This is a genomic window from uncultured Chloroflexus sp. (assembly GCF_937129525.1).
Taxonomy (GTDB): Bacteria; Chloroflexota; Chloroflexia; order Chloroflexales; family Chloroflexaceae; genus Chloroflexus.
Genome location: NZ_CAKZNK010000100.1, coordinates 1 through 13,250 on the forward strand (window position 1 = coordinate 1; position 13,250 = coordinate 13,250).

Genomic DNA, 13,250 nt, shown 5'->3' on the forward strand with positions numbered 1-13,250 from the left:
GACGATAATCGGCAAGGTCGGCCAGCGCCGCGCGTACCGTTGGATGAGTATACCAGTGCTGAACAACTGTTTTCATCACCGTTTCCTTCGTGCCTGCATCAATCGCGAACCCGGATTCGCCCTTGTGAACCGCTCGGTGTTGTTCTATGGGGCTTCAATCAGCATTATCAGATAACGAACGGTTACTGTCAATTTGCCAGCTATCCTGAGTCGTGGCATACTGACGCCATAAAGAGATACAATCATGCAGGCGCGCCGATCTGATGCGTTCCCTCAAAATCTGCTCAATGATCTCTACTGGCGCACAACACCCGGTGAAGTCTTATGATTGCCTGCAACCACGCTGTGAAACGATAAGGAGCGTCTATGTCGCTGTTGCCGACCGCAACCGTTGCGACCATTGCCCGCTATGTGGGTCAGCAAGTAACCCTGGCTGGATGGGTCTATCACAAAACCGAGAAGGGCAAGCTGATTTTCATTTTGCTGCGTGATGGAAGCGGCACAATTCAGTGTGTGACTTTTAAAAAGAATGTGAGTGAGGCCACGTTTGCTACCGCGCAGGCGTTGACTCAAGAGAGTTCATGCCGGATTACCGGTAGCGTGCGCGCTGACGAACGCGCGCCAGGTGGCTATGAGCTTGATGTGACCGAGATCGAGTTGATCGGTTCGAGCCACGAGTATCCAATTACTCCCAAAGAGCATGGGGTTGAGTTTTTGATGGAGCATCGCCATCTCTGGGTGCGTTCGGCGAAGCAGCATGCCATTCTCCGAATTCGGGCGGAAGTGATCGCCGCTGCGCAGGAGTGGCTGAATGAACAGGGGTTTGTGCGTTTCGATACCCCCATCCTCACCGCAACCGCCGCCGAAGGCACAACCAATTTGTTTGCCACTGACTATTTCGATCTAGGCAAGGCATACCTTGCCCAGACCGGTCAGCTCTATGTGGAAGCGGGAATGATGGCGTTTGGACGGGTGTACTGCTTTGGGCCGACCTTCCGGGCCGAAAAGAGCAAAACGCGCCGTCACCTGACCGAGTTTTGGATGATTGAACCAGAGGTGGCGTTTGCCGATCACGAAGATAATATGCGGTTGCAAGAGCAGTTTGTCAGCGCCATTGTGGCTCGCGTGCTCGACCGGCGGCGTGAGGATCTTAAAGTGCTCGAACGCGATACGACACTGCTCGAACAGGTGATACCGCCGTTCCCGCGGATCACTTACGATCAGGCGCTTGAGTTGATTGCCAATCATCAGGGTGAAGTTGAGGGTGCCGATCCACTGCCGTGGGGCGAAGACTTTGGCGCGCCGCATGAGACATTGATAGCCTCAAAGTTTGATCGACCGGTCTTTGTCGAACGCTTCCCATCAGCGGTAAAGGCGTTTTACATGCAGCCCGATCCCAATCGACCGGAAGTGGCCCTCTGCGCCGACCTGCTTGCGCCAGAAGGGTATGGTGAGATCATCGGCGGATCGCAACGCATCCACGACCTGACCTTGCTCGAACAGCGGATTCGCGAGCATGGTCTGCGCCGCGAAGATTATGAGTGGTATCTTGATCTGCGTCGTTACGGAACGGTGCCGCACAGTGGCTTTGGCATGGGGATCGAGCGAGTAGTAGCCTGGATTACCGGCACGCGCCACATTCGCGAAACGATCCCGTTCCCGCGCCAGTTGTATCGCATTTATCCGTAGAAGATAGGGCAGGGCAAGTGATGACGCGCTCTGCGCGTTGCCCTTGCGCGCAACAGTATGTAACTCATGCAGCGGGGCGCAGCATTGCTGCGCCCCATTCTTGATCATCGATCAGATTCGATGCTGCGGCAGACGCCATCCCGTCTGTCCCTTCGCTCCGAACAGATCTACCGAAGTTTCTCCTCGATTCCCGCTGTCGTCTTTAGCGCACCATCGTGCGGCGTACCCGTTCAACAGCCTGCTGAGCTGTGGTCAGATAGATAGTGTAGGCGCCTGAGCGGTTGAGCACAAGCGGGGTTGCAATACCGACTGCCAGCAACGCGGGTAACCAGAACAGCACAAAGAACTGGGCCAGCCAGGCGAAGATCAGGCCGCCACCGACCAGTGTGTTGAGTAGAGCAGTGCTGCCGCGTTGGGTATAACCGGCTCCTAACAGCTCGCGGAGATTGGCGATGAGTAACAGAATGCCGGCAAATGCGCTAAAGTGCATGGTGAGACCGATGTTAAAGAAGCGCAGCAGAAAGTAGACCAGCAATCCAAAAACGATCACTCCCAGAATAATAAGGTAGATCGGCTTGACCGGATAGCCGCCGATGAGGACATACGATTGACGCGGGCCGTTGCCATTGTTCCCGTACATTGTCATATCCTTTCGCTTACGCTGATCTCTCGTCGCTGCCAGTATGACGCTGCGATATTGACAAAAGTTGCGCAGGGCGAACCGCGAGTTTGAGTGGTAATGTTGCGCCGCTTCATATTGCTCGCATGTTGGTCTGACTATTTGAGGTGAATAACGCGCGCGCCAGAGGCAGGTAGGCAGCAGCGCGGCGCACATAGTCACGCGCGGTAGGATTATCCCGAATCGCGACCGGATCAACGATCCCCTGGTTATGCCATGCGGCCAGAGTCCGCCATGAGATGGGCTGGTTTTCAATCGCGGCGCGCAGAATCCCGCGTTCGAGGTTGGCAGCCAGGTAGTTGATTGCCAGTTCGTCGTGGCTGATTTCGGCGGTGATGGCAGCAAACAACTCCGGCTGTGAGTGGTACCGCGACGGATCAATTTGACTGCCCTCAACTCGCAGCCGCACATGCAGCACTCGTCCGTCGGCCAAAGGCACTTCGCCGGACAGGATCTCTGCCGCGACTGAAGGTCGCAAATTGGCAGGCCAGACGCTGAAGTTCATGCCGATACCGCTCAGGTTGGCGTATTGTTGGGCAACCTGGTATAGCGGTGTCACCATCCGCAATGATGGCGCCAGCTCTTCTGCCCAGCCAAAATTTTCGTTGTAGAGAATTGTTGCCATCACAACGGCAAATTCGCGGTCGCTCAATCCTGAAAGCTGTGGATGATTGTGCCGGGCCGCTGCTGCCAGCATTGCATCGCGTAAACGGCGCATTCGAGCGGCGAAATCGGGGCGCACAAAAGGTTCTATCGTTGGCCCAGGACGAGTAGGCGGAGCGGGTCGCGCAAAGTGATGAAATGTGCGGTTGGTCACCGGTTGCGCAAGGTGTCCTGCGTGATCGACGCTGATCAGGCAGAGCACAATAACGAGTGTTAGAAAACCTCGCATGGGCGTTGCCTGTCTGGAACATATGGCGAAACGGTACCAGCTCATTTCGCCGTCTGAGTGTCGAGGGTGAGTTCCCGGTCACATCTCTTATGATAGGCCGGGTGGCAAGATGATCAAGCGACTGGAGACTGATGTATCGAGGCGCGGGAAGAAGTTTTTTGCATACCGGCTTATGCCGTGGCCTGTTTTGGCTGCAATACCAGCAATCCGACCAGGACGATCCCGCCGAGGATCAGGAGTGTCATCAGCTTCATTAGCGGAGTAAAGAAATCGAGCAACCCGATTGAGCCGAACGCAACGCTGAGCGCGTAGTAACAGGCCACTACTTGCCGTTGACTCAGGCCAAGATCGAGCAGACGGTGATGCAGATGGTCGCGTCCGGCTTGCGCTGCTGACCGACCGTGCAGGGTGCGGGTGAGGATGAGCCAGGCCATATCGACAATCGGCACCCCCAGCACCAGCAAGACCGTTGCCAGCTTGGCGCCGCCGATAATGGCGCAGATACCGAGGGTATAGCCAATTGTCATCGCGCCCACATCACCCATAAAGATGCGAGCAGGATGCGAGTTGTAGATCAGAAATGCTGCGCATGCCCCGCTGAGCGCCAGTGGGAGCATGGCAACAGTCAACTGTGGCGGTTCGAGGGTGAGCGTGTGTAACGCCAGCACCATTCCAGCAATGAGCGTTACGCCTGCTGCCAGGCCATCAAGGCCATCGATCCAGTTCACCATATTCTGTATCCCGACAATCCAGAAGATAGTTGCGGCGATAGCCAGCCATGGACTCAGGTTGTGCAGGTGAATCTGATCGACAAAGGGAAAGTTGAACGCCGTGAGGATGATTCCAAGCGCCTCTGTCGGTTGACCGAGAGCGTCGGGATAGAGCGAGTGATCCCATAGATAGGGGCCAACGGCCACCAGAGCGGCGACGACATGAACGGCGAGGCGCGGCAGAGCCGGCAGATCGTAAAGATCATCGAACAGGCTAATCAGGGCGATGATAGCAATGCCGATGAGCAGTAAACCGATTCGGAGATGCTCAAATGGCGAGCGACGCAACGTCGGATCGAGCGCCTCGAAGGCCAGACTTGCAAGGAGGGCTACGACCAGGCCTGCAATCATAGCCAACCCGCCAACGATCGGCGTTGGCTCACGATGAATGTGCCGCGGGCCGGGTTTGGCTACCCATCCCTCGTGGCGCGCCAACCGGATCAGTGGTGGTGTCAGCAGCGCAGTAACGGAAAAGGCAATAAGCGAGACGCCCAGCAAGGCCAGCGTAACAAGCATGCAATCGTCGTTCTATCTCAGTTCGTGAACTCACTGCTGGTATTGGTCTGGTAGCAACTCGATACCAGCGCATACGGCGTTCACGGCATCTGCGTCATCTCTTCGATTTTCCGGCGCGCGGCGGTTGTAGTGTCGGATTTCGCATTTGGGGCAGCCATTCGGCTGCCAGACCGAGACGACCTCTTTAGCCTGTGCCGAACTGGCGATCGCCGGCATCGCCCAATCCCGGCACAATGTATCCACGCTCGTTGAGGTGGCTGTCAATCGCGGCGAGATGAATCTGCACGTCAGGATGGGCTGTAGTCAAAGCGCGCACGCCTTCTGGCGCGGCAATCAAACCGAGGAACTTGATGCGTTGGGCGCCCCACTGCTTGAGAATATCAACTGCGGCCACCGCCGATCCACCGGTAGCCAGCATCGGATCCACAATGATTGTGAGGTCGATATCCGGCTTGCTCGGTAGCTTGTTGTAATACGTGACTGGCTGCAACGTTTCGTGGTCGCGGTAAAGGCCAAGATGCCAGACGTGTACTGTGGGGAGAATATCAACGATTGCTTCGGCCATGCCCAGACCGGCGCGCAAGATCGGGATGATGCCGATTCGCTCGGCCACTTCGTAGCCGGCACAATTGGCAAGTGGCGTTTCAACCGTCAATGGGGCCAGAGCCAGGTCTTGGGTTGCTTCGTAGAAGAGCAACTGTGCAATCTCGCGCACCAGCTCGCGAAACTTCTTTGGTTCGGTCCATTTACTGCGCAGCAGCGCCAGTTTGTGTTGAACCAGCGGATGCCGGGAAACAAACACCTGTGACGACATGGGCAATTCCTGCGTTAGACACTATCACATGAACGCGCACCGACGCGCAGATCGGCAGAGTGGAGCATCAATCTGGCGCAAACGGCTATCTGCGACCAGGCGCAAATGGGTTCACTCACCCTGATGATGATCGCTCGAGCTTATAACCAACTCCGCGCACTGTCAGGATCAGCTTCGGTTTCGACGGCTCGACCTCGACCTTTTCGCGCAACCGGCGCACACACACATCGACCAGATTGGTTTCACCGATATATTCGTAGCCCCAGACCTCGCGGTACAGCACCTCGCGGGTAAAGACCTGACCGGCATTCGCGGCGAGGAAATAGAGCAATTCAAATTCCATTGGCGTCAGTTTAACTTCGGCGCCACGCACTGACACTTTGTGAGCGATGGCGTCGATTGCCAGATCGCCGACCTGCACAAACGTTGGCGCCGTGCGCGACTTTTGCATGTCAACCCGACGCAAAATCGCCTCGACCCGAGCCACAAACTCAGCGACCTTGAAAGGTTTGGTAATGTATTCATCGGCGCCGCGCCGGAAGCCCTGCACCACGTCATCGGTGCCATCGCGCGCTGTGATGATCACGATTGGCACATCACTCTTGGCGCGAATCCGCTCGCAGGCATCGAAGCCATCAACGAACGGCATCATCACATCGAGGAAGACGAGATCAAACTGACCGCGGTCAAAGGCTTCCAACGCCTCTATACCGTTGGCGACAACCACCGTCTCATATTGCTGGGCAGGAAGCGCAGTTTGAATGAGGCGACCGATGGAAGGATCATCATCGGCGACCAGAATTCGGCGTTTCGGTGGCGGTTGATCGGCAGCTCGTTGTGATGTGCGGTGGAACAGTGACATAGGTTTTGTTCATCCGCGCCTGATGGCGTTCACCTTGAACATTACCGGAGTATATGCCTGACCTGCCGCATTGCTACGCGGCTTGCTAGCAGAGGCTGAAACCTCGCAACCAATCCTTACACCGCCTCATCGAGTCGGCGGCGATACTCGGCTCGCGGCACCAGAATCGGGCGGCCACGACCCTGAATCACTTCTGCATTGACGATACAGCGCCCGATATGTTCTTGCGAAGGGATCTCGAACATCACCTCAAGCAACACCTCTTCGACAATACTGCGCAGAGCGCGAGCGCCGGTGCGAGCGCTCATTGCCCGATCCACGATCGCTTCCAGGCTATCAGGAGTAAATTCCAGCTCACAATGATCGAGCGCAAACAGCTTCTGATATTGCTTGATAATCGCATTGCGCGGCTCAGTCAAGATCCGCAGCATCGCCTCGCGGCTCAATGGTTCGAGCGCCACAATGACCGGTAGACGACCGACAAATTCAGGAATGAAGCCAAAGTGCATCAAATCGTCGGGTGTGATCTGAGCCAGCAATGCGCCCTCTTCATCGACCGGCTTGACCGGATTGCTCCCGAAGCCGAGCAACTGCTTACCGCGCAACCGTTTCGCGATGATGTTAGTGATACCTTCAAACGCGCCGCCGCAGATAAACAGCACATTGGTCGTATCAAACGGGATATATTCCTGCTGCGGATGTTTGCGACCTGGCAACGGTGGCACGTGCGCGACGCCGCCTTCCAGGATCTTAAGCAGCGCCTGCTGCACGCCTTCACCTGACACATCGCGCGTAATTGACGGATTATCCGACTTGCGAGCAATCTTATCGATCTCATCGATATAGATAATGCCTGTCTGGGCGCGTTCGACATCGCCATCGGCAGCCTGGATCAGGCGCAGAAGGATATTTTCGACATCTTCGCCAACGTAGCCAGCTTCGGTCAGTGCTGTGGCGTCGGCGATTGCAAATGGCACATCGAGGATGCGAGCCATCGTCTGCGCCAGCAGGGTCTTGCCACTGCCGGTTGGCCCGATCAGCAGGATGTTGCTCTTGCTAATCTCGACATCATCGATCCGGGCGCCGGCTCGCACCCGCTTGTAATGGTTATACACTGCCACTGATAGCGCCACTTTGGCCCGATCCTGCCCGATCACATACTGATCGAGCTTTTCGCGCAATTTGCGCGGTGTTGGCAGGCGAGCAGGGCCAGTAGACGACGCGCGTCGCGCAGTTGGCGCCTTCTGATCGCTTTCTTCGGCAATGATTGCGCTGCACAGTGCCACACACTCATCGCAAATGAAAACATTGCCAGGACCGGCGATCAGACGTTGCACTTCATCCTGTCCGCGCCCGCAGAATGAGCAGGCATACGGATCACGGCTAGTATTGCGGGTACGAGTCATGGGGAGTTCTCCAGACGAGCGGGCGAGCGCAGGTAGTTGCGCGCGCCCGGGCGTCATTACTTTTTGTTATCCTCACGGATGAGGATCTCGTCAATAATACCGTACTCCTTGGCCTGTTCTGGCGTCATAAACAGGTCGCGATCGAAGTCTTTGGCGATGCGCTCGATCGGTTGGCCGGTATCTTTCGCCAGCAATTCACGCACTACTTGTTGCAATCGCAACAACTCACGCGCCATGATCTCAACGTCAGGCGCATATCCACGCGCGCCACCACCAGCCGGGTGCATGTGGATGGTTGAGTGTGGCAAGCTGTACCGCTTTCCTTTCGCCCCACCGGCCAGGATGGGAGTTGCCATACTACCGGCCATACCGACGCAGACTGTTGCCACATCGGGGCGGATGTGGTGCATCGTGTCGTAAATGCCGAGACCGGCAGTGACCGAGCCTCCCGGACTGTTGATGTAGAGCCAGATATCGCGATCAGGGTCTTCGCTCTCAAGGAAGAGCAACTGAGCGACAATGAGATTGGCAATCTGGTCGTCAATCGGCGTGCCCAGGATCACAATCCGCTCTTTCAGCAATCGTGAATAGATGTCAAAAGCGCGTTCGCCGCGGCTGGTACTCTCAATGACCATTGGAATGAGCAATTCCGGTCGCTGTGAGAGCCATTCCGGGCCTGGCATGCTACGCCAATCATAGCCAGATCGAGTTGACCAGGTCATATCGTTCTCCTCACGCATCATCGCTTGAACGGCTGGATGGTTCATCCGCCGGGGTTGATTCAGTCGTTATTGGCGCCGTAGACGGCGCATCATCTAGCTCGCCGCGCGCAATCTCGGCGAGGCGAGCGCGCAATTTCTTATCAAGGACGACATTTGCTACCGAAGAGCGCAATTGGGTTTGCAGCATCTCGCGGAGCTGCGGTCGGCGCTCTTCCTCGTAACCAGTAAGAATTTGTTCAATCTCAGCCTCGATCTCTTCATCGAGGACTGCCAACCCTTCCCGTTTGATCACCTCGCTCAGAGCAAGGGTCACTTTGGTTTGCTTTTCCGCTTCAGGCAACAACTCCTCAACGGCCTGATCGTGGGTAAGGCCGCGGTACTGCAACACCTGCTCGAGCGTGATGCCATAGCGGGCAAATTGCTGCTCTTGATCGTGCAGCATCGAGTGAGCCAGTTCGCGGATCATCACGTCCGGAATATCGAAGCTGGTTTGCTCGATAAGCTGCTCGAGATAAGAGTTCAGTAACGCCTGCTCGGCGCGACGGCGCTCGGCCTCTTCGAGGTCGGCGCGCACTTTTGCTTTCAGTTCTTCGAGGGTGCCAGCAAAATTCTCGAGCGTCGGCAGCTCTTCCCAGGCCGGCACGATCCGTTTCTGAATGCCTAAAACCTCAACTTTGAACGTGACCCGCTTGCCGCGGATCGACTCTTCGGCGTGGTCAGCGGGCATGATGGCGACAATCTCTTTCTTGTCGCCAACTTTCATCCCGATCAACCCTTCATATAGCTCATCAACCAATCGATTTGGCTCAAGATCGAGATATTCTTCTGAGCCTTCGCTCTCTGTTTCATCATCACCATCAGGTTTGGTTGCCGCTTCGTCCTGAGCGGTTTCCGTTTCAGCAGTCTCAGCGGTAGTGTCCTCTTCATTCTCTACCCTGGTGATGAGCCGGACCTGTACCCGATCACCTTGCTGAGCCGGACGCGGTTCGTCGAGTTCTTGCAGGGTAATGTGCTTTTCGCGCAACTGTTCAAGCTCAAGTTCAACCATTTCGTCGGTGACCGGTGCGACCTGGAACGGCGCGCGAATGCCGCGATAATCAGGGAGTTCAACCGTCGGCGGCACCGGCACATTGACGGTAAAGATGAACGGTTCGAGCGAATCGATTCGTTCGAGGGTGGGCGGGCCAACGACCTCGATCTGTTCTTGCTGAATCGCTTTCTTGTAAGCGTTATTAATCAGGTCTTCAGTCGCCTCTTCGATCAACGCAGCGCGCCCAAAGGTGCGTTCAATAATAAAGCGGGGCGCTTTACCGGGACGAAAGCCGTGAATAGGAAACTTCTGTGACAGACGGCGCGCCGCCTGATCAAGGCCACGCTCGAATTGATCCCGGTCGATTTCAATCTGCAATGAGACGAGACTCTTTGGCAGTTTTGCGGTCGTAACTTTCACGGTGGTATCCTTAACACAAATCGCTTTGCGCCGCAATCGAGGCGCAGAGAGTCAATGAAGGCGCTCATATGTCAGCGCGCCGTATGCTGCATTATAGCATGTCTGCCTGTTGATTGCGAAGGGGTAGGCCAGGGAAAGCGCCAAAACCCGCCAGTCATCGCGCTCTGCGCCGATCGATCGATTGTTGTCGCCGAGCCGCAGGCGTCTGACCGTCGTGGCGGAATGGTGTCAGTCTGATAGCGGCTCTTGTCAGCGCTGGCTCAATCGTCATTTTGCGTAGCCGAGACGACGAGCTACGCGCTGGAGCAGCGCGCGTAACTGACGATAGCCGACCTGACGGGGAGCTTCGTCGAGCGGCACCCAGGATGCTGCCCGGATCCCTTCGGCAAGCGCCGGCACCGGTGGCTCAGGCGTAGCGCTGGCCAGAAAGAAAGTTACCTGCTTGTCACGCCAGCGACCGCGCCGATACACTGGATAGATGACCCGATCGAGGCGTTCGGCAATCTCGCACTTGATACCTGTCTCTTCAGCCACTTCGCGCACTGCTGCCTGTTCGTCACTTTCACCATCGTCAACATGGCCTTTGGGCAGGGTCCAGACGCCCTGCTGATCCTGGATCAATAAAACCAGAAGGCGGCCCGTCTGGTCACGGGCCAGCACTACACAACCGGCAGCGTGAATTGGTGTATCGGTCATAAATCCTCAGAGGCCAAAGAGTCGGCCAATTGCCGCTTCAATTTCCACCCACCATTGCGCCATCGGAGTGGCATTGGCTTGCTGCGAAATCCACTCCAACCGCCCGGTCGCCAGGAGTAGGCCCATTGCGACCATCAACGCGCCACTAAGCAGGCTGGTAGTATGGAAGAAGAATTCGCGCCCAAATAGATTGACGGTGAAGCCACGCCCGCGCAGCAGCTTCCAGGCTCGCGAGCCGGTGCCCAGGCGCTGGAAGAAGGTTGCGATCAGAATGAGCGGTAATCCCAGGCCTAGCGAATAGATGAACGCCAGCACGGCGCCCTGAATGATCGCGACATCGCTGGTGGCGGCCAGGAGAGTCAGCAGCGCGCCCAGAATCGGGCCGACGCACGCCGTCCATCCCAGGGCAAACGTTGCGCCATAAAGATAGGAACCAGCGAAGGTGGCTGCCGGACGTTCTTGCAATTGTGGGCCGGCGAATCCTTTGCCGAACATACCCATGAGACCGAAACCGATAATAATCAGACCGCCCCAAAAGGTGAGCGCGCTGCGGTTGGCGAAGAGCAGGCCGCTGAGCGCAGTGGCGCTCGCGCCGAGCAGCGTCATTGTGGTCGCCAGACCTAAGAAAAACGCGATGCCCATAGCGGCTACGCGCGCCCGCCCGTGGCCGCTAGCCTGAAAAGTGAACGCGAAATAGGCTGGCAGGATGGGCAGAGTACAGGGTGACAAAAAGCTGAGCACACCGGCCAGAAAGGCGGGGAGGGCCAGCACCAGCACGCTGCCGCCGGTCAGAAAACGAGTCTGCTCGCCGGGATCGAGACTCAAAGCGAGCAAGATTAGCAGCGCCAGAATGCCGATCGCGCCGAGCGTGATCAGGCCTCGCTTGCCGAACCGGCCAGGCGAATCGATTGGTTGTGGCGTCATACAGTCCTCTCTTCTAGCGCAGTAGTGGCGCGTAATTGTCGCGCGGCGCGGCGGATGCGCGCCGCTTCTTCATCACTTACCGGAGTTGCTCCCATGAAAAAGAGGGCTGCGCTCAGCGTGTCGTAGCGATAACGTCGGCGCTCCCATTGACCAGATGCATTTCGACAGAGTAATGTTACGCGCCAAAACAGGTCATTTTCGCTATACTCTTCCGATTCGATCCAGACCAGCTCTCCGGCGTGAAAGAGGGTTGCCAGCCGTTGATGACATGCAGTGCGGCTCGTGACGTTGGCGTCGGTCATGGCTCGCTCTCCTGATATAGATGGCGATAGTGGGCACAGAGTATGGTTTTTACAATGACGGCGGGAAACAAATTTACGATCTTCCCGCCGACCGGCGAATCTGATGCCAGCAATCACCACTCTTCATTATACCGGGTTGTCGTAACCGGTGATGTGAACAATCTCACCGATCGCCACAATTTTATGATCGGTTAGCCTACGCTTAACCTGAAGCGCATACCGGCTTAATCCTGCCAGTGTACAGTAGACCAGAAAATATGTTATTTTCGTCTGGAGTAACCGGCATGCGAGTGGCGCTCATTGCTGAAACCTTTTTGCCCGATGTCAACGGCGTAACCACTACGCTTTGTCGCCTGCTCGAATATTTGCAGCATACCGGGCACGAAGCGGTATTGTTTGCGCCACAAGGTGGGCCGGAAAGTTATGCCGGCGCTGAGGTTGTACCGTTGAGTGGGATGCCGCTACCACTGTATCCGGAAGTAAAATTGACGCCGCCGCAACCCGGTTTGACTGCCCGGTTGCGCAGTTTTCGGCCTGATGTGGTGCATCTGGTTGGGCCGGTGGTGTTGGGCGCAATCGTTCCTGGGATAGTGCGCCGTCTCGGTCTACCTTTGATCGCCTCGTATCATACTGACTTCGGCGCGTACAGTCGCCATTACGGTTTTGGTTTTCTGCAACATGGCGTTAATGCCTGGCTACGCTGGATCCACAATCGTTGTCGAATCAACCTGTGCCCCTCGCGCTTTACGCTAAACTTACTACGAGCAGCCGGTTTCCGTCGTCTCCAGATCTGGGGGCGCGGTGTTGATATTGAACGTTTCCATCCTCGCTATCGTAGCGAAGCGTGGCGCGCGGCGATTGGCGCTCGCCCTGACGAGCGAATTGTGCTCTACGTCGGGCGAGTTGCAGCGGAGAAACGAGTCGAATTATTACCGGAAGCGATCCGCGGCCTCCCCGATACCCGGCTGGTGATTGTTGGTGATGGCCCCTTCCGGGCCGAGTTGCAACGGCGTTGCGCTGGTCTGCCGGTGCATTTCACCGGTTATTTGAAAGGTGATATGCTGGCCACGGCTTATGCCAGCGCCGATGCATTTGTCTTTCCCTCCGACACCGATACCTTTGGGCAGGTGATCCAGGAGGCGATGGCTTCAGCTTTGCCAGTCGTAGCGGCGCGCGCAGGCGGCGCGCTCGATCTGGTGCAACCTGGTCAGACCGGTTATCTCTTTACTCCTGGTGTCGCCAGTGATCTCCGCGCTCGCCTGCGCGAATTGCTGGCCGATGATACCCGCCGGGTCGCGCAGGGTTTGGCCGGTCGGGCCGCTGCCGAGCGGCGCTCGTGGCCAAGCGTGATGGCTGAGTTGATGGGGTATTACAACCGGGTGAGGCAGCGGCGTCGGCTGGCCTGGCGGCAGGTCGCCTGATCAAAGTGGCAATGTTCCGCTTACCCCCTTTTTACTGCTGAAGGGTACAATCTTCCCCTGGCGGAACACGGATCGGAGTTCATCGCGATGTAGTTCTCCTCTCACCC

Annotated in this window: 14 protein-coding genes; 3 read left to right on the forward strand and 11 right to left on the reverse strand. The window is 56.8% G+C overall.

Annotation, left to right across the window (positions count from 1 at the left end; all coding sequences use genetic code 11):
* Positions 1-366 precede the first annotated feature (366 nt).
* Entirely contained in the window at positions 367-1,689 is a 1,323-nt protein-coding gene (asnS, locus tag Q0650_RS12850; RefSeq protein WP_298819568.1) for an asparagine--tRNA ligase, read from the forward strand.
* Between the two features lie 202 nt (positions 1,690-1,891).
* Here asnS and Q0650_RS12855 read toward each other — a convergent pair whose 3' ends face one another.
* From Q0650_RS12855 to Q0650_RS12905, 11 genes are all read right to left on the reverse strand, one after another.
* On the reverse strand, positions 1,892-2,329 hold the full coding sequence (locus Q0650_RS12855) for a hypothetical protein (protein ID WP_298819572.1): 438 nt from the start codon (positions 2,327-2,329) through the stop codon (positions 1,892-1,894).
* A 112-nt stretch (positions 2,330-2,441) separates the two neighbouring features.
* On the reverse strand, positions 2,442-3,260 hold the full coding sequence (locus Q0650_RS12860) for a hypothetical protein (protein ID WP_298819574.1): 819 nt from the start codon (positions 3,258-3,260) through the stop codon (positions 2,442-2,444).
* 170 nt (positions 3,261-3,430) lie between these two features.
* Positions 3,431-4,546: a glycosyltransferase family 4 protein gene (locus Q0650_RS12865; protein WP_298819576.1), complete on the reverse strand. Its 1,116-nt coding sequence runs from the start codon at positions 4,544-4,546 to the stop codon at positions 3,431-3,433.
* A gap of 184 nt (positions 4,547-4,730) precedes the next feature.
* On the reverse strand, positions 4,731-5,360 hold the full coding sequence (upp, locus tag Q0650_RS12870) for a uracil phosphoribosyltransferase (RefSeq protein ID WP_298819578.1): 630 nt from the start codon (positions 5,358-5,360) through the stop codon (positions 4,731-4,733).
* Between the two features lie 115 nt (positions 5,361-5,475).
* The gene (locus Q0650_RS12875; protein ID WP_298819580.1) at positions 5,476-6,222 is read right to left on the reverse strand and encodes a response regulator transcription factor; all 747 of its coding nucleotides are present in this window, start codon (positions 6,220-6,222) and stop codon (positions 5,476-5,478) included.
* A 116-nt stretch (positions 6,223-6,338) separates the two neighbouring features.
* Positions 6,339-7,628, reverse strand: a complete 1,290-nt coding sequence (gene clpX, locus Q0650_RS12880; protein ID WP_298819582.1) for an ATP-dependent Clp protease ATP-binding subunit ClpX — start codon at positions 7,626-7,628, stop codon at positions 6,339-6,341.
* A 56-nt stretch (positions 7,629-7,684) separates the two neighbouring features.
* The gene (locus tag Q0650_RS12885; protein WP_298819583.1) at positions 7,685-8,350 is read right to left on the reverse strand and encodes an ATP-dependent Clp protease proteolytic subunit; all 666 of its coding nucleotides are present in this window, start codon (positions 8,348-8,350) and stop codon (positions 7,685-7,687) included.
* Between the two features lie 10 nt (positions 8,351-8,360).
* A complete protein-coding gene (tig, locus tag Q0650_RS12890) occupies positions 8,361-9,800 on the reverse strand; it encodes a trigger factor (protein ID WP_298819584.1) in 1,440 nt (479 codons plus the stop codon).
* A 267-nt stretch (positions 9,801-10,067) separates the two neighbouring features.
* Positions 10,068-10,496 carry an NUDIX hydrolase gene (locus Q0650_RS12895; RefSeq protein ID WP_298819586.1) on the reverse strand — a complete coding sequence of 143 codons (429 nt, stop codon included), beginning with the start codon at positions 10,494-10,496 and terminating at the stop codon, positions 10,068-10,070.
* 6 nt (positions 10,497-10,502) lie between these two features.
* Positions 10,503-11,420, reverse strand: coding sequence for a cytochrome c biogenesis CcdA family protein (locus Q0650_RS12900; protein WP_298819588.1), 918 nt, complete (start codon positions 11,418-11,420; stop codon positions 10,503-10,505).
* Positions 11,417-11,722, reverse strand: coding sequence for a hypothetical protein (locus Q0650_RS12905; protein WP_298819590.1), 306 nt, complete (start codon positions 11,720-11,722; stop codon positions 11,417-11,419). Before Q0650_RS12905 ends, Q0650_RS12900 begins: the two co-directional genes overlap by 4 nt.
* A 54-nt stretch (positions 11,723-11,776) precedes the next feature.
* On the opposite strand from Q0650_RS12905, the gene Q0650_RS12910 reads away from it, so the two are divergent.
* Together Q0650_RS12910 and Q0650_RS12915 are read left to right on the forward strand one after the other, a co-directional pair.
* Complete coding sequence (locus Q0650_RS12910; protein ID WP_298819591.1) at positions 11,777-11,917, forward strand: hypothetical protein; 141 nt, start codon at positions 11,777-11,779, stop codon at positions 11,915-11,917.
* An 89-nt stretch (positions 11,918-12,006) separates the two neighbouring features.
* The gene (locus Q0650_RS12915; protein ID WP_298819592.1) at positions 12,007-13,143 is read left to right on the forward strand and encodes a glycosyltransferase family 1 protein; all 1,137 of its coding nucleotides are present in this window, start codon (positions 12,007-12,009) and stop codon (positions 13,141-13,143) included.
* Positions 13,144-13,250: the final 107 nt, after the last annotated feature.

Excerpts from the sequence above, each read along its gene's own strand:
- asnS (WP_298819568.1), top strand. The coding sequence starts at position 367 with ATGTCGCTGTTGCCGACCGCAACCGTTGCGACCATTGCCCGCTATGTG.
- Q0650_RS12855 (WP_298819572.1), bottom strand. The coding sequence starts at position 2,329 with ATGTACGGGAACAATGGCAACGGCCCGCGTCAATCGTATGTCCTCATC.
- Q0650_RS12860 (WP_298819574.1), bottom strand. The coding sequence starts at position 3,260 with ATGCGAGGTTTTCTAACACTCGTTATTGTGCTCTGCCTGATCAGCGTC.
- Q0650_RS12865 (WP_298819576.1), bottom strand. The coding sequence starts at position 4,546 with ATGCTTGTTACGCTGGCCTTGCTGGGCGTCTCGCTTATTGCCTTTTCC.
- upp (WP_298819578.1), bottom strand. The coding sequence starts at position 5,360 with ATGTCGTCACAGGTGTTTGTTTCCCGGCATCCGCTGGTTCAACACAAA.
- Q0650_RS12875 (WP_298819580.1), bottom strand. The coding sequence starts at position 6,222 with ATGTCACTGTTCCACCGCACATCACAACGAGCTGCCGATCAACCGCCA.
- clpX (WP_298819582.1), bottom strand. The coding sequence starts at position 7,628 with ATGACTCGTACCCGCAATACTAGCCGTGATCCGTATGCCTGCTCATTC.
- Q0650_RS12885 (WP_298819583.1), bottom strand. The coding sequence starts at position 8,350 with ATGACCTGGTCAACTCGATCTGGCTATGATTGGCGTAGCATGCCAGGC.
- Q0650_RS12895 (WP_298819586.1), bottom strand. The coding sequence starts at position 10,496 with ATGACCGATACACCAATTCACGCTGCCGGTTGTGTAGTGCTGGCCCGT.
- Q0650_RS12900 (WP_298819588.1), bottom strand. The coding sequence starts at position 11,420 with ATGACGCCACAACCAATCGATTCGCCTGGCCGGTTCGGCAAGCGAGGC.
- Q0650_RS12905 (WP_298819590.1), bottom strand. The coding sequence starts at position 11,722 with ATGACCGACGCCAACGTCACGAGCCGCACTGCATGTCATCAACGGCTG.
- Q0650_RS12910 (WP_298819591.1), top strand. The coding sequence starts at position 11,777 with ATGACGGCGGGAAACAAATTTACGATCTTCCCGCCGACCGGCGAATCT.
- Q0650_RS12915 (WP_298819592.1), top strand. The coding sequence starts at position 12,007 with ATGCGAGTGGCGCTCATTGCTGAAACCTTTTTGCCCGATGTCAACGGC.